The sequence below is a fragment of the Streptomyces cyaneus genome (genome assembly GCF_004028635.1).
Classification (GTDB): Bacteria; Actinomycetota; Actinomycetes; order Streptomycetales; family Streptomycetaceae; genus Streptomyces; species Streptomyces cyaneus.
On the sequence record NZ_RQJW01000011.1, the window covers coordinates 164383 to 186531 of the forward strand.

A 22149-nucleotide genomic window follows, 5' to 3' on the forward strand; every position below is an offset into this window, starting at 1 on the left:
CCGATGCTGAGCTAAGAGGGCAACGGCACCCCCAGCACCGGCAGCAGTCTCGAAGGGCCCCTGTGCAGCAGCCATGGGGGGAGGAGCGACAAAGGGTCCAGGTACGCCTCGCCCCTGCGCAAGCCCCAGTGCACGCAGGTCCCCGTGCAGTGCGAGCCGGTCGCCTCCACCGTGCCCACGACTTCCCCGGCCGCCATCTCGTCGCCCTTCTGCACCACCGCCCGCACCGGCTCGTACGTCACCCGCAGCGGCGGATCCCCCGTCCCCGTCAGCTCCACCGACACCACCCACTTGCCCGCAACCCGGCCCGCGAAGGACACCCGCCCCGGCGCCACCGCCCGTACCGGTGCCCCGGCTGTGGCGGCGAGGTCCACGCCCCGGTGGCCGCGGCCGTACGGTGTCGCCGGGGGTTCCCAGCCGCGGAGGATCGGCGGACGTACTCCCACGGGCCATGCTCGGCCGACCGTCGGCACCGGGGCGCCGGGGGCCGGTTCGGCGGGCGCGCTCGTGCCGGTGAGGGTCAGCCGTGGGGCCGGTGTCAACAGGACGGTCGCCGTCAGGAGCAGCAGCAACACCAGCCGCCCGCACGTCCCTGCCGTCATCGCACATCGCTTCAATCGCCGCTTCCATCGCATGTCGGAACCGTCCCGCATCCGAGCCGATCATGGCCGGGATCTGTGGATAACTCCCGGGTTGTGGACAGCGGCGTCACCCGGGGCCTCGCGGGTCCCGTACACTTCTTCTGGCGATCCGGGTCACCGGGTCGACTTCGCACGCCCCGATACGACCACCGGCAACGGCTCGTATCAGCGCCCCTCGGTCCTTCGTGGCACGGCGCATGTGGGCGTCAGGCGCGGAAGCCGTCCGGCATCCGCGGCACAACCGAGAACATTCAAGGAGAGCGGCCATGGCCGTCGTCACGATGCGGGAGCTGCTGGAGAGCGGCGTCCACTTCGGTCACCAGACCCGTCGTTGGAACCCGAAGATGAAGCGCTTCATCTTCACGGAGCGCAACGGCATCTACATCATCGACCTGCTCCAGTCGCTGTCGTACATCGACCGCGCCTACGAGTTCGTCAAGGAGACCGTCGCCCACGGCGGCACGGTCATGTTCGTCGGCACGAAGAAGCAGGCGCAGGAGGCCATCGCCGAGCAGGCCACCCGCGTCGGCATGCCCTACGTCAACCAGCGCTGGCTGGGCGGCATGCTCACCAACTTCTCGACCGTCTACAAGCGTCTGCAGCGCCTCAAGGAGCTCGAGCAGATCGACTTCGAGGACGTCGCCGCTTCGGGTCTGACCAAGAAGGAGCTCCTGGTCCTCTCGCGTGAGAAGGCCAAGCTGGAGAAGACCCTCGGTGGTATCCGCGAGATGCAGAAGGTGCCCAGCGCCGTCTGGATCGTGGACACCAAGAAGGAGCACATCGCGGTCGGCGAGGCCCGGAAGCTCAACATCCCGGTCGTCGCCATCCTCGACACCAACTGCGACCCCGACGAGGTCGACTACAAGATCCCGGGCAACGACGACGCGATCCGCTCCGTCACCCTGCTCACCCGTGTGATCGCCGACGCCGTCGCCGAGGGCCTCATCGCCCGTTCCGGCGTCGCCACCGGCGACAAGGGCGAGAAGGCTGCGGGCGAGCCGCTCGCCGAGTGGGAGCGCGACCTGCTCGAGGGTGAGAAGAAGGCCGACGAGGCCGAGAAGCCGGCCGAGGCCGCTGCTGAGGCCCCCGCTGCTGAGGCCCCCGCTGCTGAGGCCCCCGCCGCCGAGGCCCCCGCGGCTGAGGCTCCGGCTGCCGAGGCTCCGGCCGCGGACGCCGAGCAGGCCTGACCCGTCAGCGTCAGAGTTGACGGCGGGAGCGGTACTGCAACCAATAGCGCCTCCGGCGCGGTGAAGTCCGCTCCCGCCGTTCACCCGTAGGTCGACGGAAGGTCAGCGGCTTCCGCCTTCATGGGGGCCGTAGACCCCGTAGATCTTCGATCTTCCAGACTTCGAGAAAGATTCACAGACTCATGGCGAACTACACCGCCGCCGACGTCAAGAAGCTCCGCGAGCTCACCGGCGCCGGCATGATGGACTGCAAGAAGGCGCTGGACGAGGCCGAGGGCAACGTCGAGAAGGCCGTCGAGGCGCTCCGTATCAAGGGCCAGAAGGGCGTCGCCAAGCGCGAGGGCCGCTCCGCCGAGAACGGCGCCGTGGTCTCGATCATCGCCGACGACAACTCCTCCGGTGTCATCGTCGAGCTGAAGTGCGAGACGGACTTCGTCGCCAAGGGCGAGAAGTTCCAGGCCGTGGCCAACGCCATCGCCGAGCACGTCGCGAAGACCTCCCCGGCCGACATCGAGGCCCTGCTCGCCTCCGAGATCGAGGCCGGCAAGACCGTCCAGGCGTTCGTGGACGAGGCCAACGCCAACCTCGGTGAGAAGATCGTCCTGGACCGCTTCGCGCAGTTCGCCGACGGCTTCGTGGTCGCGTACATGCACCGCACGATGCCCGACCTGCCCCCGCAGATCGGTGTCCTCGTCGAGCTGGACAAGCCGAACGCCGAGGTCGCCAAGGGCGTCGCCCAGCACATCGCCGCCTTCGCGCCGAAGTACCTCTCCAAGGAGGACGTGCCGGCCGAGGTCGTCGAGTCCGAGCGCCGCGTCGCCGAGGAGACCACCCGCGCCGAGGGCAAGCCCGAGGCCGCCCTGCCGAAGATCGTCGAGGGTCGCCTCAACGGCTTCTTCAAGGACGCCACGCTGCTCGGTCAGCCGTACGCGCTCGACAACAAGAAGTCCGTCCAGAAGGTTCTGGACGAGGCCGGTGTCACCCTGAAGCGCTTCTCGCGCATCAAGGTCGGCATCTGAGTCCGTACCGCGATCGACGCCCGACCCCGATAGGGTCGAGGTAAGTCGTCCGCGGACGCCGTCACCACGCACGCGCGCGTGACGGACGACAGCAGATCTGACGAGGAGGCCATTGCCGCGCATGGGATGCGAAACACGCCCCAACCGGCAATGGCCTTCTTCGTATGTGCACCACGTAACAAAGGCGGGATCTCGATGACCACCAAGGCCCAGAAGAGCGACGACGGCAAAGTACCCGGCCGGTTTCTGCTGAAGCTTTCCGGAGAGGCCTTCTCCGGCGGCGGGGGCCTCGGCGTCGACCCCGACGTGGTGCACAAGATCGCCCGCGAGGTCGCCGCCGTCGTCCGCGACGGCGCGCAGATCGCGGTCGTCATCGGCGGCGGCAACTTCTTCCGCGGGGCCGAGCTTCAGCAGCGCGGCATGGACCGGGCCCGCTCCGACTACATGGGCATGCTCGGCACCGTGATGAACTGCCTCGCCCTCCAGGACTTCCTGGAGAAGGAGGGGATCGACTCCCGGGTGCAGACCGCGATCACCATGGGGCAGGTCGCCGAGCCGTACATCCCGCTGCGCGCCGTACGGCACCTGGAGAAGGGCCGCGTGGTCATCTTCGGCGCCGGTATGGGCATGCCGTACTTCTCCACCGACACCACCGCCGCCCAGCGCGCCCTGGAGATCGACGCCGAGGCGCTGCTGATGGGCAAGAACGGGGTGGACGGGGTCTACGACTCCGACCCGAAGGCCAACCCGGACGCCGTCAAGTTCGACTCCCTCGGCTACGGCGAGGTCATCACCCGCGACCTCAAGGTCGCCGACATGACCGCCATCACCCTGTGCCGCGACAACAAGCTCCCGATCCTCGTCTTCGAGCTTCTGGCGGAGGGCAATATCGCCCGCGCCGTCAAGGGTGAGAAGATCGGCACGCTGGTGGGTGAGCAGGGCAGCCAGGGCTGACGCCCGAGAGCAAGCCCGTCCGGGGGACGGACGGGACGGACCCTGACCGGGGGATGGACAATGTCCTGCCGGTCGGGAACCGTGCAGGAAGAAGACGCGACGCAGCCGGCCGCCGCCCCCACGCAGGAACCGCAGCCGGGCCTTTAACTCAAGACACGCAGGAGCAAGTGGTGATCGAAGAGACCCTCCTCGAGGCCGAGGAGAAGATGGAGAAGGCCGTCGTGGTCGCCAAGGAGGACTTCGCCGCGATTCGCACCGGCCGTGCGCACCCGGCGATGTTCAACAAGATCGTGGCCGACTACTACGGCGCGCCGACGCCGATCAACCAGCTGGCTTCGTTCTCCGTGCCGGAGCCGCGCATGGCGGTCGTCACCCCGTTCGACAAGACCGCGCTGCGCAACATCGAGCAGGCGATCCGGGACTCCGACCTGGGCGTCAACCCGAGCAACGACGGCAACATCATCCGAGTGGTGTTCCCCGAGCTGACCGAGGAGCGCCGCCGCGACTACATCAAGGTCGCCAAGGGCAAGGCCGAGGACGCCCGGGTCTCCATCCGCTCCGTGCGCCGCAAGGCCAAGGACGCCATCGACAAGCTGATCAAGGACGGCGAGGTCGGCGAGGACGAGGGCCGCCGTGCGGAGAAGGAGCTCGACGACTCCACCCACAAGTACGTGGCCCAGGTGGACGAGCTCCTGAAGCACAAGGAAGCGGAGCTGCTCGAGGTCTGATGAACGACTCTTCCTGGGGGGCACCGCCACAAGCCGGGCAAGCCGGGTACTGGGGGGCCGCCGAGCGTGGACCTGTCCAGGGGGCTGCCCCGGCGGGTCCCGCGTACGATGCGCCTGAGGCGCAGCAGACTCGCCCCATGCCCATCGTGCCCGACGTACCCGCGTATGGCGGAGACCAGGATGACGACCGGGGGGCCGCTCGGCTGAGCGGCCCCTCGTTCAGCAACCGGCCGCCGCAGACGCGGCCTTACGACACGCCGCAGGCGCGGCCCTCCGAGGCGGCGCCGCAGAATCCGGAGCCCATGCCCGACGCCTCGCAGCCGGCGCCCCCGCCGCAGAAGAAGAGCGCGGGGCGCGACCTGGGCGCGGCCATAGGGGTCGGTATCGGGCTCGGCGTGGTGATCATCGCGTCGCTGTTCGTCGTCAAGGCCGTGTTCGTCGGTGTCGTCGCGGTCGCCGTCGTCGTGGGCCTGTGGGAACTGGCCAAGCGGCTCGACGAGCGCAAGGGCATCAAGGTGCCGCTCGTCCCGCTCGCGCTGGGCGGTGCGGCCATGGTCGTCGCCGGGTACGTCCGGGGCGCCGAGGGCGCCTGGGTGTCGATGGCGCTGACCGCGCTGGCCGTACTGGTCTGGCGGATGACGGAGCCGCCCGAGGGCTACCTCAAGGACGTCACCGCGGGCGTCTTCGCAGCGTTCTACGTGCCGTTCCTGGCGACGTTCGTCGCGATGATGCTCACCGCCGACGACGGGGCGTTCCGCGTTCTGACGTTCCTGCTCCTGACCGTCGTCAGCGACACCGGCGCGTACGCCGTCGGCTGGCGCTTCGGCAAGCACAAGCTCGCCCCGCGCATCAGCCCCGGCAAGACCCGCGAGGGCCTGCTCGGCGCGGTGAGCTTCGCGATGGTGGCGGGCGCGCTGTGCATGGAGTTCCTGATCGACGACGGCACCTGGTGGCAGGGCCTGCTGCTGGGCCTCGCGGTCGCGGCCAGCGCCACGCTCGGTGACCTCGGCGAGTCGATGATCAAGCGGGACCTGGGCATCAAGGACATGGGCACGCTGCTGCCGGGGCACGGCGGGATCATGGACCGGCTGGACTCGCTGCTGCCCACGGCGCCGGTGGTGTGGTTGCTGCTGGTGCTGTTCGTGGGGTCCGGCTGACGGGATCGGACAGCATTCGAGGAGCCTCCGCCCTTGCAGAGCGGAGGCTCCTTGGTATGTGGGACGATTCCGGTGTACGCCCGTAAAGGCACTCTAAGGGGGTCATCATGACCGCCATCCGAGAAGTCATCGACCTCGACTGCACGCCGGACGAGGTCTACGCGTATATCACCGACCCGTCCCATCTGCCGGAATGGCAGCTGAGCGCCGTCTCCGCGGAGCTGCTCGACGCGGGTCCCGTCCACCCCGGCTCCCGGGTGCGGGTCACCCGGCGCATCGGGAACCGTGAGATCCCGATGACCGTGGAGTACGACGAACTCGACCCTCCGCACAGCTGGGACCTGCACGGCGTCGATGGCCCCGTCAGGCCACGCAGCCACGGCGAGATCGAGCCGCTCGACGACGGCCGGCGCTCCCGCCTGACGATAGACATCGACTTCGAAGGGCACGGCGTAGGCAAGCTCCTCGTGCCCCTCGTAGTGCGCCCACAGGTCCGCAAGGAACTGCCACGCGACGAGCAACTCCTCAAGGACCGGCTGGAGCGCCCGACCGACTGAGCCGTCCCTGCCGGTGTCCGGGTCGGTGTGGCCGTTCAGGACGGCCTTCTTGTCGTCCTGGGCGGCGGGTCCATGGTGGAGCGGGCTACGCCAGTGGATCTGCGACACTGGTACAGCCATGCCTAAGCCCGGAGAACTCACATTCGTCGCCCCCCGCGGAGCCAAGAAGCCGCCGCGGCATCTTGCCGATCTCACGCCAGGTGAGCGTAAAGACGCCGTTGCCGCTGTCGGCGAGAAGCCGTTTCGTGCCAAGCAGCTCTCGCAGCACTACTTCGCGCGGTACACGCACGACCCGGAGCAGTGGACCGACATCCCTGCCGGGTCGCGCGCCAAGCTGCGGGAGGAGCTGTTCCCCGAGCTGATGACCGTCGTACGGCATCTGTCGACCGACCAGGGCGACACGCGCAAGACGCTGTGGCGGCTGTTCGACGGGACGCTCGTCGAGTCGGTGCTGATGCGGTACCCGGACCGGGTGACCATGTGCATCAGCTCGCAGGCGGGGTGCGGGATGAACTGCCCGTTCTGTGCGACCGGGCAGGCGGGGCTGGACCGGAATCTGTCCACCGCCGAGATCGTCCATCAGATCGTGGACGGGATGCGGGCGCTCAGGGACGGGGAAGTGCCTGGGGGGCCTGCTCGACTGTCCAACATCGTCTTCATGGGCATGGGCGAGCCGCTCGCCAACTACAACCGGGTCGTGGGGGCCATTCGGCGGCTCACCGATCCGGAGCCCGATGGGCTGGGGCTGTCCCAGCGCGGGATCACGGTTTCGACGGTCGGGCTCGTCCCGGCCATCCACCGGTTCGCCGACGAGGGCTTCAAGTGCCGGCTGGCCATCTCGCTGCACGCGCCCGACGACGAGCTGCGCGACACCCTCGTCCCCGTGAACACGCGGTGGAAGGTGCGCGAGGTGCTCGACGCCGGGTTCGAGTACGTCGAGAAGTCGGGCCGTCGGCTGTCCATCGAGTACGCCCTCATCCGGGACATCAACGACCAGGCCTGGCGTGGTGACCGGCTCGGGCGGCTGCTCAGGGGCAAGCCGGTGCATGTGAATCTGATTCCGCTGAACCCGACTCCGGGGTCCAAGTGGACCGCTTCCCGGCCCGAGGACGAGAAGGCGTTCGTCGAGGCCATCGCCGCCCATGGTGTGCCGGTGACGATCCGGGACACCCGTGGGCAGGAGATCGACGGGGCGTGTGGGCAGCTCGCCGCGACCGAGCGGTAGTCTGACCGCCGTAAGTACATCTTCATATTCCGACAGGGGAGCGCCACAGCGCTGAGAGTGCGGCACCGGCCGCAGACCCTCCGAACCTGGCCCAGGTCATTCTGGGTAGGGAGATCGGTCACCACTCGAGCTGTTGCGCCCTGCCCGGAGCCTTTCAGAGGTTTCGGGCAGGGCCGCGTCTCTTCCTGGTCAACCCCAGGAGGAATTCAGTGAGCATCACCAAGAAGGCCAAGGCCACGGTTTTCGCCGTCGGGTTCGGTCTCGTCGCGCTGCCCGCGTTGGCCGCGTGCGGATCGTCCGACAGTGACGGCGACAGCGGCAGCGGCAGCGGCGGCGGTTCCAAGACCGTCACGCTCGTCAGCCACAACTCGTGGGCCGTCTCCAAGTCCGTCCTCGCCGCCTTCGAGAAGCAGTCCGGCTACAAGGTCAAGGTCCTCGAGGACGGCGACGCCGGGCAGGCCGTCAACAAGGCGATCCTGACCAAGGACAACCCGCAGGGCGACGTCTTCTTCGGCGTCGACAACACCCTGCTGTCGCGGGCGCTCGACAACGAGCTGTTCCAGTCGTACGAGCCCAAGGGCTCCGACCTGATCCTGCCCGAGTACCGGGCCGACCAGGACCAGCACCGGGTCACCCCGATCGACACCGGCGACATCTGCGTCAACTACGACAAGGCGTACTTCAGCGAGCACAAGCTGACCCCGCCCAGCTCGTTCGACGATCTGATCAAGCCCGCGTACAAGGACCTCCTCGTCACCGAGAACGCCTCCACCTCCTCGCCCGGCCTCGGCTTCCTGCTCGGCACCGCCGCCAAGTACGGCGACGACGGCTGGCAGGACTACTGGAAGAAGCTGAAGGCCAACGGCGTCAAGGTCGTCGACGGCTGGGAGCAGGCCTACAACGAGGAGTTCTCCGGCTCGGCCGGCGGCAAGAAGGCCAAGGCCGACCGGCCGCTCGTCGTGTCGTACGCCTCCTCCCCGCCCGCCGAGGTGATCTACGCCGACCCGAAGCCGACGACCGCGCCGACGGGCGTCGCGACCGGCACCTGCTTCCGCCAGGTCGAGTACGCGGGCCTGCTGAGCAACGCCGAGAACGCCGAGGGCGGCAAGGCGCTCCTCGACTTCATGCTCACCAAGACCTTCCAGGACGACATGCCGCTCAACATGTTCGTCTACCCGGTGCGGGAGGCCGCCCAGGTGCCTGAGGAGTTCGTGAAGTACGGCCCGCAGGCCAAGGATCCCGAGACCATGGACCCGGCGAAGATCGCCGACAACCGTGACGACTGGGTCAAGTCGTGGACCTCGCTCGTACTGAAGTAGCCGAAGCAGTCCCGCGTAAGGGACGCGCGCGGAGCGCGGCGGTGCGGCTCGGCCTCGTCGCCGTGCCCGTCGCGTTCTTCGCGGTCTTCTTCGCCTACCCCGTCGCCGCGATCGTCGCGCGCGGTCTGAAGGTCGACGGGGTCTGGCAGTTCGGGCGCCTGGCGGATGTGCTCGGAGAGTCCGACATCCGGCACGTGCTGTGGTTCACCACCTGGCAGGCGCTCGCCTCCACCGCGCTGACCCTGCTGATCGCACTGCCGGGCGCCTACGTCTTCGCCCGCTTCGACTTCCCCGGCAAGCAGGTCCTGCGGGCCGTGGTGACCGTCCCCTTCGTGCTGCCGACGGTCGTCGTCGGCACGGCGTTCCTCGCGCTCGTCGGCCGCGGCGGACTCCTCGACGAGTGGTGGGGCGTACGGCTCGACACCACCGTGTGGGCCATCCTGCTCGCACACGTCTTCTTCAATTACGCCGTCGTCGTACGGACGGTCGGCGGGCTCTGGTCGCAGCTCGACCCGCGGCAGGAGGAGGCCGCGCGGATGCTCGGGGCATCACGCCTCACCGCCTGGCGGACCGTCACCCTCCCGGCCCTCGCGCCTGCCGTGGCCTCCGCCGCGCTCATGGTCTTCCTGTTCACCTTCACCTCCTTCGGTGTCGTCCAGATCCTCGGCGGGCCGACCTTCTCGACCCTCGAAGTGGAGATCTACCGGCAGACGTCCGAGATCTTCGACCTGTCCACGGCCGCCGTCCTGACGATCATCCAGTTCCTGGCGGTGGGCGCGATCCTCGCCGTGCACGCGTGGACGGTACGGCGGCGGGAGAGCGCCCTGCGCCTGGTGGACGCGTCCGTGACCGCGCGCCGGCCGCGCGGGGCGGGGCAGTGGGCGCTGCTGGCCGGTGTCCTGGCCGTCATCGCCGTACTCCTGCTGCTGCCGCTGGCCGTGCTGGTGCAGCGGTCGCTGGACGCGCCCGACTTCGGCTACTACCGGGCACTGACCAGCGACGACGGCGGGGTCTTCCTGGTGGCGCCGATCGAGGCGATCGGCAACTCGCTGCAGTACGCCGTCGTCGCCACCCTCATCGCCGTGCTGATCGGCGGGCTGGCCGCGGCCGCGCTGACCCGACGGGACGCGGGGCGGTTCGTGCGGGGCTTCGACGCGCTGTTGATGCTGCCACTCGGGGTGTCCGCGGTGACGGTCGGGTTCGGGTTCCTGATCGCCCTGGACGAGCCGCCGCTGGACCTCAGAAGCACCTGGATCCTTGTGCCGCTGGCCCAGGCGCTGGTCGGGGTGCCCTTCGTCGTCCGGACCATGCTGCCCGTGCTGCGGGCCGTGGACCAGCGGCTGCGGGAGGCGGCGGCGGTGCTCGGGGCCTCGCCGTGGCGGGTCTGGCGTGAGGTGGATCTGCCGATGGTGCGGCGGGCGCTGCTGATCGCGGCCGGGTTCGCCTTCGCGGTGTCGCTGGGCGAGTTCGGGGCGACCGTGTTCATCGCGCGGCCCGACAATCCGACGCTGCCGGTCGCCGTGGCGAAGCTGCTCGGCCGGGCCGGTGATCTCAACTACGGGCAGGCGATGGCCCTTTCGACCATTCTGATGATCGTGTGCGCGGTGGCGCTGCTCGTGCTGGAGCGACTGCGCACCGACCGGACCGGGGAGTTCTAGATGCTGCTGAGCCTTGAGGACGCGACGGTACGGTTCGACGGGCGGGCCGTGCTGGACGGGGTCGGCCTCGATGTCGCCGAGCACGAGATCGTGTGCGTGCTGGGGCCGAGCGGCAGCGGCAAGTCGACCCTCCTGCGGGCGGTGGCCGGGCTCCAACCCCTGTCCCACGGGCGGGTGTTGCTCGACGGGCGCGATCAGGCGGGGGTGCCCGCGCACAAGCGGGGCGTCGGGCTGATGTTCCAGGATCACCAGCTGTTCCCGCAGCGGGACGTCGCCGGCAACGTGGCCTTCGGGGCGCGCATGCACGGTGCATCGAAGGGCGAACAGGCCGACCGGGTAGGGGAGTTGCTCGATCTGGTCGGACTGCCGGGCGCCGCCCGTCGTGCCGTCGCCTCGCTCTCCGGTGGGGAACAGCAGCGGGTGGCGCTGGCTCGTGCGCTCGCGCCCCGGCCGAGGCTGCTGATGCTGGACGAGCCGCTGGGCCAGCTCGACCGTTCGCTCAGGGAGCGCCTTGTCGTCGAACTCCGGGAGCTGTTCGGGCGGTTGGGCACCACTGTGCTCGCCGTGACGCACGACCAGGGTGAGGCCTTCGCGCTCGCCGACCGGGTCGTGGTGATGCGGGACGGGCGGATCGCCCAGAGCGGTACGCCGCTGGAAGTGTGGCAACGTCCGGTGGACGAGTTCGTGGCGCGCTTCCTCGGGTTCGACAACGTCGTCGAGGGCACGGTCGCCGGAGAGGCCGCGGACACTCCCTGGGGGAAGCTCCCGGTGGGCGAGGGCGCCGCACAGGGAACGCGGACGCTGCTCGTACGGCCGGCCGGAGTGCGGCTCGTGGCCGCCGACGCGGGGCTGCGCTGCACGGTCGCGGCGCGGACGTTCCGGGGCACGCACGTCGCCGTGCACCTCCAGCCGGAGGACGCGCCGCGCCTCGAGGCGGCCTGCGCCCTGCGGGACGCGCCGGAGGTCGGGGACGCGGTCGGGGTGGAGTTCGACGCGGCGGAAATTGTGCTGCTGGGCTGATCGCCCGGCACGTAGGGTGCCGGGCATGACGCCCCTCCCGCACGATCGCTACTGCGACGAAATCGCCCACCAGGTCGGCCTGTTGAGGGCCGTGGTGACCTCCGGCGCCGACCTGTCCGCCACCGTGCCGACCTGCCCGGACTGGTCGCTGGAGCAGCTCGTACGGCACACGGGCGGCGCCCTGCGCTGGGTGGAGCTGATGGTGCGGACGCGGGCGCAGGAGGAGGTCCCGGAGGAGAAGATCCCGCTCGGCGGCGGACCCGACGGACAGGGCGACCCCGCCGCACTCGACGCCTGGCTCGCGGAGACCGGCGAGATGCTTGTCGCCGCGCTGCGGGAGGCCGGTCCCGACGCGAAGGTGTGGGGCTGGGCCGGGGTGCTCAACGCCGGGTTCTGGGCCCGCCGTATGACCCACGAGATCACGATCCACCGGGCGGACGCCGCCCTCGCCGCCGGGCTGCCCTACGAAGTCGCGCCGGACGTCGCCGCCGACGCGATCGACGAGTGGCTGGAGATCGTGGAGTGGGCGCAGCGGACGCTGCCGGACGACCCGGCGCGGGAACTGCGTCGGCCGGGGAGCAGTATCCATATGCACGCCACCGACACCACGCCCGAGGTGAACGGGGAGTGGTTCATCGACCTCTCCGGGGACGTCATCGCCTGGCGGCGGGGCCATGAGAAGGCGACGGTCGCGCTCAGGGGGCCACTCACCGCCGTACTGCTCGCCTTCTACCGTCGACTGCCGCTGGACAGCGCGGAGTTGGAGATCCTGGGCGAGCGGGAGTTGCTGGAGTTCTGGCTGGCGCGGGCGACCTTCGGCTGACAGGCGAACGGCCCGCCCCCGGGGAAGGGGACGGGCCACAAGGCTGTTGCTGTGCGGGTGCGTCAGCGGTCGCTGCTCGCCCCACGTCGGCGCAGGCCGAAGAAGACCGCGCCGCCGCCGATCGCGACCAGGGCGACCGCGATGCCGGCGATCAGGCCGGTGTTGGAGTTGGCGCCGGTCTCGGCGAGGTTGGAGTCACCGGCCGCCGGGGACGGGGCGCTGCTCGCGGTGTCCGCGGGAGCGGTGCTCTCGCTCTCAGAGGGCGTCGGGGTCGGTGTGTCGGTCTCCTCGGCCGGGGTCGAGGCGGAGTCCGACGGGGTCGGGGTGTCCGACGGAGCCGGCGGCTCCTCGTCCTTCTTGCAGGCCGTGGATGGCGTCGTCAGGTTCGGCTTGATGTCCTCGTCGACGTAGCCGGCGGCCTTGACGTGGACGCGGTACTCGGCGTTCGGCTTCCAGTCCTCGGCGAAGGTGATGGTGACACCCTCGCGCGAGCCCTTGACCTCCTGCTCGCCGACCTTCTTCAGGTCGGCGCCGTTGTTCTGGAGGTACACGCTGATGGTCGCCGGGATGCCGCTGGGGTCCACGTCGGTGACCGTGATGACACCCTTGTCGCCGTCGCACTTGGCTTCGGCGGAGAATTCACTGATGTTGCACGCGAGCGCGTTGCCCGCGAAGCCGAGCGCGATCGCGGCCGATGCGGAGGCAACACCAAGAGCGCGCACGGAACGCGCAACAGTACGGCGGTTTATGGACACGTTTGTCCTTACGAGTTGCATCACTGAGGGGGGTTGAACGAGGCGGTGATGTGACATCACCGTCCCCAGGAGTCTCACAGGTTTATAAGCGTGGCATAAGCAGTGTCAACGCATATGCAGTCCACGGGCGTTGGCTTTGCCGTCTTATTAATCGCTGAGACGTTTCAGCGCCGCTGGAGCCTCCTCGATACGGTCAACGAGGGCGATACGGGACTCCATCGAGCGGTCCCGGGCGAGGGACTTCAGCAGGGGCCACGTCGGCAGCTTCTCGGTCCAGTGGGTGCGGTCGACCAGGACCATGGGGGTGGGCTCACCGCGCGACTCGTAGTAGTTCGGCGTCGCGTTGTCGAAGATCTCCTGTACGGTGCCGGCGGCGCCCGGCAGGAAGACGACGCCCGCGTTCGAGCGGGCCAGCAGGCCGTCCTCGCGGGTGGCGTTGGCGAAGTACTTGGCGATGTGGGAGGCGAAGGGGTTCGGCGGCTCGTGGCCGTAGAACCAGGTCGGGATGCCGACCGAGCGGCCGCCCTTCGGCCAACGGGAGCGCACCTCGAAGGCGACTGATGCCCACTCGGTGATCGAGGGCGTGAACTTCGGTGCCTTGGCGAGGAGTCGAAGCGCATCGGCGAGCATCTCGTCGCCGTGCGGGGCCGCGTACGCGCCGAGGTTCGCCGCCTCCATCGCGCCGGGGCCGCCGCCGGTGGCGACCGTGAAACCGGCACGGGCCAGCTCCCGGCCGAGCCGCGCGGCACCCTCGTACGCCTGGGTGCCGCGGCCCATGGCGTGGCCGCCCATGACGCCCACCACCCGGGCGCCGGACAGGAGTTCGTCGAGCGCGTCCGAGACGGAGTCGTCGTGCACCGCGCGGAGCATGGAGGCGTAGATGTCCCCGTCCGCCTTGGTCCGCTGGAACCAGGCGTAGGCGCGGGCGTCGGGCGTGTTCTCGTAGCCGTCCGTCAGGGACGCGAAGAGTTCGTCGGGGGAGTAGACCAGGCCCCGGTACGGGTCGAAGGGCAGGCCGGGGACGGGCGGGAAGACCAGGGCGCCGTCCGTGCGGATCTTCGCGGCGGCGTCCTCGCGCATCGGGCAGCCGAGGAAGACGGCGCCTGCCGTGTCCGTGGTGAGCAGTTCGCGCGTACGGTCCGTCAGATCGACGGCCTGGACACGGAATCCGGCGAGGGTGCCGCGCGCCGTGACGGTCGCGTCGAACTCCTCCAGGGTCTCTATCTCACGGTCGTTGTGGTGGGCCGCATGGGCGGGCATCGTCTGCACCCGCCCATGCTAGGCACCGTGCGAAGGGTGGCGGTGTGGCGGGCCTCAGCCCTCGATGGCCGACGGGTCCATCCACACGACCTCCCAGGTGTGGCCGTCGAGGTCGTCGAAGGCGCGGCCGTACATGAAACCCGGGTCCTGGACCTGGTCCGAGGCCGTGCCGCCCGCGGCGACCGCCTTCTCGACCAGCTCGTCGACCTTCTCGCGGCTCTCGGCGCTCAGACAGATCAGCACCTCGCTGGTCGTCGTGGCGTCCGCGATCTCCTTCTTGGTGAAGGTCGAGTAGAACGGCTTGGTGAGCAGCATCGCGACGATGGTGTCGCTGATCACGACGGATGCCGCGTTCTCGTCACTGAACTGCGGGTTGATCGAGTAGCCGAGCTCCGTGAAGAACTTCTTCGAGGCGTCGAGGTCGTTCACGGGCAGGTTCACGAAGATCATCTGCTGGTACGCGGGGGCGGTCATCGCGGTCTCTCCCATCGGGGTGGCTGCTGTTCGGTGGGGTAGACCGGGGGGCCGGCCGGAACTCATCGCCGGGCGGAGACTTTTTTCCTACGAGTTTTTCGCCGGGGGTCGGGGCCCGCTCGACGGCCTCACTGTGCCAGGGGAAGCGCGGCCAGCTCGGCCACGATCAGGGTGAGCGGGCCGAAGAAGGCCAGCAGGATGCCGACCCGCAGAGCGGCGGCGCTGCGGAGCAGCGCGGTGGGGGCGCCGAGGCGGAGCAGCGCGGCCGTGGTGTCGGCGCGGGCCTGCTTGGCCTCCACGGCGGCCGTGAGGAGGGTGGCCACGGTGCAGCCGGTGACCAGGGTGACGCCGAGGGCGGTGAGGGGGCCGAAGGGCGGGGTGGCCGCGTGGTCGGAGAGCGGGGTCATGGCGTACACGGCGGAGGTGACGGCGCAGACGATGCCGAGGGGGCGGCCGATGCGGACGGCTTCCTCCATCAGGACACGGCCGGCCAGCAGGCGCAGGGCGCCCGGGCGTGCGGTCTGCAGGAGGCGGCCGCAGAAGTGGGTGAGGCCGGGGGCGGCCAGGGCGAGCCCGAGGGCGGTGAGCAGCCAGCCGACGACGACTCCGGCGGTGCCGGTGGGGAGGGCGGCGGGCATGGTGACGGCGGTGCCGGTCGTCGTGCGGCCGGCATAGGCCTCCACGGCGAGGCCCGCGGCGAGGACCGCGATGCCCCAGGGGAGGCCGGCGGGGGGTTTGCGGGGGGCGACAGGGCGTGCGCGGCCCGAGTCGGCTGGGGGAGCGGGGTCGGCTACCGCTTCGGTCCAGTCGGTCGGTGGAGTGGCCGTGGTGGGGGCCGGCGTCCGGGCCGGGTCGCCTGCCTGCGGGGTGCCGTCGCCAGGCTGCGGGCGCCCGTTCGCGTCCGCGCTGCCACGCTCGCCACGCCGCAGTCGGGCGCCGAACCGCCCGTACGCCCCGAACGTCTCCCGCGCCACCGACCTGCCGTACGCCCCGAAGCGGACGTACGCCCGTCCCGTGCCCCGGGCGGTGGTGGGCCCGAGTTCCTTCGGGCGCAGGGCCAACGCCACCATCACCGACGCGATCCCCGGGACCAGCGTCAGCAGGGTCAGCGTGGCCGGCACGGGCAGGGGGCTGCCCGCTGCCAGGAACTCCGAGACCGCACCGTCGAAGGGCATGCCCAGCAGGTCGCCCCGGAGGTGGAGGAAGAACAGCAGGGCCACCGTGGAGCCGAGGGTGCAGGACAGGGCCGTGGTGGTGGCCGAGACGGCCATCAGGCGGGCCGGGCCCAGGCCGATGGCCGCGAGGCCGGAGCGGGGGCTGGTGCCGGGGTCGGTTCGGGCCGCGGCCACGGCGAAGTGGACCGTCGCGGCCAGCGGGGGTGCGCACCAGGCCAGGCGCAGGAGCGACTCGGCGGGGGAGGCGTGGGACATCGCGTAGCCCAGCGCGCAGAGCAGCAGGAAGCCCGTGCCCGCCGACGCCGCCGCCACCAGCAGGCGGCGCAGCTGTACGGCCGGTTGGGCGCCTCGGGTCAGACGGAGAGCGAGCACGCGGCCCGGCCTTCCGTCTCCGTCGCCGGGGGCAGGTGCACCGTGTTCACGCGCCGCCCGTCGAGGAGCGTGACCGTGCGGTCGGCGAGGGTCGCCGGGTCCGCGTCCAGGCCGGCGAGGACGACCGTGATGCCGTGCGAGCGGGCGGCTGCGGTCAGGGTGCGCAGGATGTGCGCGCGGTCGGCGCGGTGCAGGGGGGCGGCCGGCTCGTCGGCGAACAGGACCGTGGGTGAGGGGGCCAGCGCACGGGCGATGCAGACGCGCTGGCGTTCGGCCTGGACCAGCTGGTGCGGGCGCTTGCGGGCCACCTCGCCGACGTCCAGGCGTACCAGCCACTCCAGTGCGGCCGCCTTGGCGCGACGGCGGCTGGTGCCGCGCAGCATCAGGGGGAGGGCGGTGTTCTCCCAGACGTTCAGCTCGGGGACGAGCGACGGTGCCGGGTCGATCCAGCTGAAACGGTCGCGACGGAGCCGTTCGCGGGCCGTCGGGCCCATTTTGTGCACCGGCACGCTGTTGAACCAGACCTCGCCCCGCCGCACCGCGGCCAGCCCGGACAGACACCGCAGGAGAGTCGTCTTCCCGCTGCCGCGCGGGCCGATGACGGCGAGGACCTCGCCCTCCTGTACCCCGAGCGAGACGCCGCTGAGCGCGGGCGAACCGTCGTTGTGCGTGAAGTGCAGGGCGCGTGCCCAGAGCACGTCGTTGTCCGGCGGGGCCACCATCGCGTACACCTCGGTTCTGATCCGTTTTCCCAGGCCTGATCCCTCGTGCGGGGGAACGAAGGCTGGGCTGATCGGTCACTGGCACGCTAGGCAGCCGCCGCCCGGAGCCCGGACAGCACACGGCCCCGGGCCGCCGTGTCTCACTCGAACGGGCGGCACCGGGGCCGGTGTGTTGATCATTCAGCCGGAAGATCGACTTCCGTCGAACACCGGTCCGGGAGGCGGGTCGGCGAAGGGTCCGGCGAACGATCCGGGCGTCACAACTTGGTCCACGCCTCCGTCAGCGTCGCCCGCAGGATCTGCTCGATCTCGTCGAACGTCTCCTGGTTGGCGATCAGCGGCGGGGCGAGCTGGATGACCGGGTCGCCACGGTCGTCGGCACGGCAGTACAGGCCGTTCTCGTAGAGCTTCTTGGAGAGGAAGCCGAACAGGACGCGCTCGGTCTCGTCCGCGTTGAAGGACTCCTTGGTCGCCTTGTCCTTGACCAGCTCGATGCCGTAGAAGAAGCCGTTGCCGCGGACGTCGCCGACGATCGGCAGGTCGTACAGCTTCTCCAGCGTGGCGCGGAACGCCGCCTCGTTGTCGAGGACGTGCTGGTTGAGGCCCTCGCGCTCGAACAGGTCGAGGTTGGCGACGCCGACGGCCGCGGAGACCGGGTGGCCGCCGAAGGTGTAGCCGTGCAGGAAGGTGTTGTCGCCCTTGTAGAAGGGCTCGGCGAGGCGGTCCGAGATGATGCACGCGCCGATCGGGGAGTAGCCCGAGGTCATGCCCTTGGCGCAGGTGATCATGTCCGGGACGTAGCCGAACTTGTCGCAGGCGAACATCGTGCCCAGGCGGCCGAAGGCGCAGATGACCTCGTCCGACACCAGCAGCACGTCGTACTGGTCGCAGATCTCGCGCACCCGCTGGAAGTAGCCGGGCGGGGGCGGGAAGCAGCCGCCCGCGTTCTGCACCGGCTCCAGGAAGACCGCGGCGACCGTGTCCGGGCCCTCGAAGAGGATCTGCTGCTCGATCTGGTCGGCGGCCCAGCGGCCGAAGGCCTCAGGGTCGTCGCCGAAGACCGGGGCGCGGTAGATGTTGGTGTTGGGGACCTTGTGGGCGCCCGGGACGAGGGGCTCGAACGGGGCCTTCAGGGCCGGCACGCCCGTGATGGACAGGGCGCCCTGCGGGGTGCCGTGGTAGGCGACGGCACGCGAGATCACCTTGTGCTTGGTGGGCTTGCCGACCAGCTTGAAGTACTGCTTGGCGAGCTTCCAGGCGGTCTCCACCGCCTCACCGCCACCGGTGGTGAAGAAGACCTTGTTGAGGTCGCCCGGCGCGTAGTCCGCGAGGCGGTCGGCGAGTTCGACGGCCTTCGGGTGGGCGTAGGACCAGACCGGGAAGAACGCCAGCTCCTGCGCCTGCTTGAAGGCGGTCTCGGCCAGCTCGACGCGGCCGTGCCCGGCCTGGACCACGAACAGGCCGGCGAGACCGTCGAGGTAGCGCTTGCCCTTGTCGTCGTAGATGTAGGTGCCCTCGCCGCGGACGATGGTGGGCACGGGGGCCTTCTCGTACGAGGACATGCGCGTGAAGTGCATCCACAAGTGGTCGTACGCGGTCCTGCTGAGGTCCTGAGGGGTGTCGGTGCTCACGGTTATCGGGTCCTCACGGTTATCGGGTTCCCCACATGTAGGTCTGCTTCTTGAGCTTGAGGTAGACGAAGCTCTCGGTCGAGCGCACTCCGGGGACGGCCCGGATGCGTCGGTTGATGACGTCCAGGAGGTGGTCGTCGTCCTCGCAGACGATTTCCACCATCAGGTCGAAGGACCCGGCCGTCATCACCACGTACTCGCATTCGGCCATGGCGGTCAGGGCGTCGGCCACGGACTCCACGTCGCCCTCGACGTGGACACCGACCATCGCCTGGCGCCGGAAGCCCACGGTGAGCGGGTCCGTGACGGCGACGATCTGCATCACGCCCTGGTCGAGCAGCTTCTGGACGCGCTGGCGCACGGCCGCCTCGGACAGGCCCACGGCCTTGCCGATGGCGGCGTACGGCCGGCGGCCGTCCTCTTGAAGTTGTTCGATGATGGCGAGGGAGACGGCGTCCAGCTGGGGACCGCCGCCGTTCCTGGACTCGCGGGAGTCCCTGTGCTCTGCGCTTCGACTGGCCACGACGTCACTGTGCACGACGTCTCGACAGTTCCGCAAGGCCGCGGCGATGAAATTCGTTGTTTACGTGACTGAGGTCTGCGGATTTCGCAGAAGTGGCGACAGTGGGGGTGTTGAAAACGTGGGCACGGCGATTAGGGTGGGTGTCTCAGAGAGTGGACAGTCAGAAGCAGTCCAGAAGCAGAGAAGACCTGACAGGAGGCCGGCAGTGAGCACCGAGCTGCGTCGTCTGCGCAACTACATCGACGGTGAGTTCCGGGACGCCGCCGACGGACGGACCACCGAGGTGGTCAACCCCGCGACGGGCGAGGCGTACGCGACCGCGCCGCTGTCCGGGCAGGCGGACGTCGACGCCGCGATGGAGGCCGCCGCCAGGGCCTTCCCGGGCTGGCGTGACACGACCCCCGCCGAGCGGCAGAAGGCCCTGCTGAAGATCGCGGACGCGTTCGAGGAGCGGGCCGAGGAGCTCATCGCGGCCGAGGTGGAGAACACCGGCAAGCCGATCGGGCTCACGCGGTCCGAGGAGATCCCGCCGATGGTGGACCAGATCCGCTTCTTCGCGGGTGCGGCCCGGATGCTCGAGGGCCGGTCGGCCGGTGAGTACATGGAGGGCCTGACCTCGATCGTCCGCCGTGAGCCGGTCGGTGTCTGCGCGCAGGTCGCGCCCTGGAACTACCCGATGATGATGGCCGTATGGAAGTTCGCGCCGGCGATCGCGGCGGGCAACACGGTCGTGCTGAAGCCGTCGGACACGACGCCGGCGTCGACCGTGCTCATCGCCGACATCATCGGCTCGATCCTGCCCAAGGGCGTCTTCAACGTCATCACCGGCGACCGTGACACCGGCCGGCTGATGGTCGAGCACCCGACTCCGGCGATGGCGTCCATCACCGGCTCCGTGCGGGCCGGTATGTCGGTCGCCGAGTCGGCGTCGAAGGACCTCAAGCGGGTTCACCTGGAGCTGGGCGGCAAGGCGCCGGTCGTCGTCTTCGAGGACACCGACATCGCCAAGGCCGTCGAGGACATCTCCGTCGCGGGCTTCTTCAACGCCGGGCAGGACTGTACGGCCGCCACGCGCGTGCTCGTCCACGAGGCCATCCACGACGAGTTCGTGCAGGCGCTCGCGAAGGCCGCAGCCGACACCAAGACGGGGCAGCCGGACGACGAGGACGTGCTGTTCGGCCCGCTCAACAACCCCAACCAGCTCAAGCAGGTCTCCGGGTTCATCGAGCGGCTGCCCGCCCACGCCAAGGTCGAGGCCGGTGGCCACCAGGTCGGTGAGAAGGGGTACTTCTACGCGGCGACCGTCGTGTCCGGGCTGAAGCAGGACGACGAGATCATCCAGAAGGAGGTCTTCGGGCCGGTCATCACCGTGCAGTCCTTCGCGGACGAGGCGCAGGCCGTCGAGTGGGCGAACGGTGTCGAGTACGCACTCGCGTCGTCGGTGTGGACCAAGGACCACGGGCGGGCGATGCGGATGTCCAAGGCGCTGGACTTCGGGTGCGTGTGGATCAACACGCACATTCCGCTGGTGGCGGAGATGCCGCACGGTGGGTTCAAGAAGTCCGGGTACGGCAAGGACCTTTCGGCCTACGGGTTCGACGACTACACGCGGATCAAGCACGTGATGACGTCCCTGGACGTGTAGTTCTTCGACTGCGGGTGCGTGGGGGCTGGTCGCGCACCCGCGGCGGAGCCGCATATCGGGCACCGCCCCGCGCCCCTCAGGGCGTTGCCGCGGTGGCATGCTGCGGCCATGGCCCTCTCGTCGAAGAACTCCGTGCTGTCTCGCCGGAACCTGCTGCGCTCCCTTGGCGCGGGCACGCTGCTCGGCGGGCTCGCCGGCTGTGGTGTGCCCGCCGCCTACGTGCCGCCCAGCGAGCGGGCCGCCGCCGATCTCTCCGCCACCGACAAGCGGCTCACCTGGGCCAACTGGCCGCTGTACATCGACACCGACGACGAGGACGCGACGCGGCGGCCGACGCTGGAGGCCTTCCGGAAGCGCACCGGCATCTCCGTCGAGTACGTCGAGGAGATCAACGACAACGACGAGTTCTTCGGCAAGATCAGCCCAGCCCTGATGAACCATCAGCGCACCGGCCGCGACCTCGTCGTCATCAGTGACTGGATGTGCGCCCGGTTCGTACGGCTGGGCTGGGTACAGGAGATGGACCGGGCACGGCAGCCGAACGTGACCGAGTACCTGGACCCGCTGCTGCGTTCACCTGCCTTCGATCCCGGACGGAAGTTCACCGTGCCGTGGCAGTCCGGCATCACCGGCATCGCGTACAACCGCCGCAGGCTGGGCCGCGAGATACACAGCGTGTCCGAGCTGTGGGCGAGCGACCTGAAGGGCCGGATGACCCTGCTCTCCGGCCTGGACGAGGCGTTCGCCCTGCTCATGCAGGGCAACGGCGTCGACATCACCCGCTGGACTGCGGACGACTTCCACACCGTCTGCGACCAGGTCGAGAAGCAGGTCCGCAAGGGCCAGATCCGCCGCTTCACCGGCAACGACTACATCAAGGACCTGTCGAGCGGCGACGTACTGGCCTGCCAGGCGTACTCGGGCGACGTCATCCAGCTCCAGGCCGACGATCCCGACATCCGCTTCGTTGTCCCCGAGGAGGGCGCCGAGCTGTGGTCGGAGTCCTTGATGATCCCCAACCTGGCCCGCCACAAGACCAACGCCGAGCGGCTGATCGACTACTACTACGAGCCCGAGGTCGCCGCCGAACTGGCCGCCTGGGTCAACTACGTCTGCCCGGTCCCGGCCGCCCAGGACGTGCTCGCCTCCGCCAAGGACGAGGAGACGGCCGCCCTGGCGGAGGACCCGCTGATCTTCCCGGACAGGGCGATGCGCGAACACCTCGCCATCGCGCGGGACATCACGTCCGAGGAGCGGGTGGAGTTCGGGAAACGGTGGAACGCGATCGCGGGTTTGTAGGGAGC

General features: G+C 69.7%; 21 protein-coding genes and 1 riboswitch. Of the genes, 13 read left to right on the forward strand and 8 right to left on the reverse strand.

The window, feature by feature from the left end:
- Positions 1–11: 11 nt before the first annotated feature.
- A complete protein-coding gene (locus tag EHO50_RS34590; protein ID WP_246101687.1) occupies positions 12–602 on the reverse strand; it encodes a murein hydrolase activator EnvC family protein in 591 nt (196 codons plus the stop codon).
- Positions 603–907: 305 nt separating this feature from the next.
- On the opposite strand from EHO50_RS34590, the gene rpsB reads away from it, so the two are divergent.
- The 11 genes from rpsB to EHO50_RS34645 all read left to right on the forward strand — a co-directional run bounded on the left by rpsB (position 908) and on the right by EHO50_RS34645 (position 12288).
- Positions 908–1828 (forward strand): 30S ribosomal protein S2, encoded by a 921-nt coding sequence (gene rpsB / locus EHO50_RS34595; RefSeq protein ID WP_128435190.1) that lies wholly within the window; start codon positions 908–910, stop codon positions 1826–1828.
- Between the two features lie 182 nt (positions 1829–2010).
- A complete protein-coding gene (gene tsf, locus EHO50_RS34600) occupies positions 2011–2847 on the forward strand; it encodes a translation elongation factor Ts (protein ID WP_128435191.1) in 837 nt (278 codons plus the stop codon).
- 195 nt (positions 2848–3042) lie between these two features.
- Positions 3043–3801, forward strand: a complete 759-nt coding sequence (pyrH, locus tag EHO50_RS34605; RefSeq protein ID WP_128435192.1) for a UMP kinase — start codon at positions 3043–3045, stop codon at positions 3799–3801.
- 170 nt (positions 3802–3971) lie between these two features.
- Complete coding sequence (frr, locus tag EHO50_RS34610) at positions 3972–4529, forward strand: ribosome recycling factor (RefSeq protein WP_030943211.1); 558 nt, start codon at positions 3972–3974, stop codon at positions 4527–4529.
- Positions 4529–5686 carry a phosphatidate cytidylyltransferase gene (locus tag EHO50_RS34615; RefSeq protein ID WP_128435193.1) on the forward strand — a complete coding sequence of 386 codons (1158 nt, stop codon included), beginning with the start codon at positions 4529–4531 and terminating at the stop codon, positions 5684–5686. The genes frr and EHO50_RS34615 overlap by 1 nt, the downstream gene beginning before the upstream one ends.
- A 107-nt stretch (positions 5687–5793) precedes the next feature.
- Positions 5794–6243 (forward strand): SRPBCC family protein, encoded by a 450-nt coding sequence (locus tag EHO50_RS34620; RefSeq protein ID WP_128435194.1) that lies wholly within the window; start codon positions 5794–5796, stop codon positions 6241–6243.
- Positions 6244–6361: 118 nt separating this feature from the next.
- Positions 6362–7468 (forward strand): dual-specificity RNA methyltransferase RlmN, encoded by a 1107-nt coding sequence (rlmN, locus tag EHO50_RS34625; RefSeq protein ID WP_128435195.1) that lies wholly within the window; start codon positions 6362–6364, stop codon positions 7466–7468.
- A gap of 24 nt (positions 7469–7492) precedes the next feature.
- Positions 7493–7598: riboswitch (TPP riboswitch) on the forward strand.
- Between the two features lie 79 nt (positions 7599–7677).
- On the forward strand, positions 7678–8787 hold the full coding sequence (locus EHO50_RS34630) for a thiamine ABC transporter substrate-binding protein (RefSeq protein ID WP_128435196.1): 1110 nt from the start codon (positions 7678–7680) through the stop codon (positions 8785–8787).
- Complete coding sequence (locus tag EHO50_RS34635; protein ID WP_128435197.1) at positions 8763–10445, forward strand: ABC transporter permease; 1683 nt, start codon at positions 8763–8765, stop codon at positions 10443–10445. Before EHO50_RS34630 ends, EHO50_RS34635 begins: the two co-directional genes overlap by 25 nt.
- Positions 10446–11465 carry an ABC transporter ATP-binding protein gene (locus EHO50_RS34640; RefSeq protein WP_128435198.1) on the forward strand — a complete coding sequence of 340 codons (1020 nt, stop codon included), beginning with the start codon at positions 10446–10448 and terminating at the stop codon, positions 11463–11465.
- Between the two features lie 25 nt (positions 11466–11490).
- Positions 11491–12288, forward strand: a complete 798-nt coding sequence (locus EHO50_RS34645; protein ID WP_128435199.1) for a maleylpyruvate isomerase family mycothiol-dependent enzyme — start codon at positions 11491–11493, stop codon at positions 12286–12288.
- Positions 12289–12350: 62 nt separating this feature from the next.
- Here the strand turns inward: EHO50_RS34645 and EHO50_RS34650 are convergent, their stop codons facing one another.
- The 7 genes from EHO50_RS34650 to EHO50_RS34680 form a co-directional block, all read right to left on the reverse strand.
- Entirely contained in the window at positions 12351–13064 is a 714-nt protein-coding gene (locus EHO50_RS34650; protein ID WP_128435200.1) for an LAETG motif-containing sortase-dependent surface protein, read from the reverse strand.
- A gap of 126 nt (positions 13065–13190) precedes the next feature.
- The gene (locus EHO50_RS34655) at positions 13191–14312 is read right to left on the reverse strand and encodes an LOG family protein (RefSeq protein WP_128435201.1); all 1122 of its coding nucleotides are present in this window, start codon (positions 14310–14312) and stop codon (positions 13191–13193) included.
- Between the two features lie 45 nt (positions 14313–14357).
- Positions 14358–14777: a VOC family protein gene (locus EHO50_RS34660; protein WP_128435202.1), complete on the reverse strand. Its 420-nt coding sequence runs from the start codon at positions 14775–14777 to the stop codon at positions 14358–14360.
- A gap of 128 nt (positions 14778–14905) precedes the next feature.
- A complete protein-coding gene (locus EHO50_RS34665) occupies positions 14906–16324 on the reverse strand; it encodes a hypothetical protein (RefSeq protein WP_128435203.1) in 1419 nt (472 codons plus the stop codon).
- Positions 16306–17046, reverse strand: coding sequence for an ABC transporter ATP-binding protein (locus EHO50_RS34670; protein WP_128435204.1), 741 nt, complete (start codon positions 17044–17046; stop codon positions 16306–16308). Before EHO50_RS34670 ends, EHO50_RS34665 begins: the two co-directional genes overlap by 19 nt.
- A gap of 257 nt (positions 17047–17303) precedes the next feature.
- Positions 17304–18677, reverse strand: coding sequence for an aspartate aminotransferase family protein (locus EHO50_RS34675; protein WP_128435205.1), 1374 nt, complete (start codon positions 18675–18677; stop codon positions 17304–17306).
- Between the two features lie 19 nt (positions 18678–18696).
- The gene (locus EHO50_RS34680) at positions 18697–19215 is read right to left on the reverse strand and encodes an Lrp/AsnC family transcriptional regulator (protein WP_128435206.1); all 519 of its coding nucleotides are present in this window, start codon (positions 19213–19215) and stop codon (positions 18697–18699) included.
- A 190-nt stretch (positions 19216–19405) separates the two neighbouring features.
- Between EHO50_RS34680 and EHO50_RS34685 the strand changes: the two genes are divergently transcribed.
- Positions 19406–20845, forward strand: a complete 1440-nt coding sequence (locus EHO50_RS34685) for a gamma-aminobutyraldehyde dehydrogenase (protein ID WP_128435207.1) — start codon at positions 19406–19408, stop codon at positions 20843–20845.
- Positions 20846–20953: 108 nt separating this feature from the next.
- Positions 20954–22144 carry a polyamine ABC transporter substrate-binding protein gene (locus EHO50_RS34690; RefSeq protein WP_128435208.1) on the forward strand — a complete coding sequence of 397 codons (1191 nt, stop codon included), beginning with the start codon at positions 20954–20956 and terminating at the stop codon, positions 22142–22144.
- Positions 22145–22149: the final 5 nt, after the last annotated feature.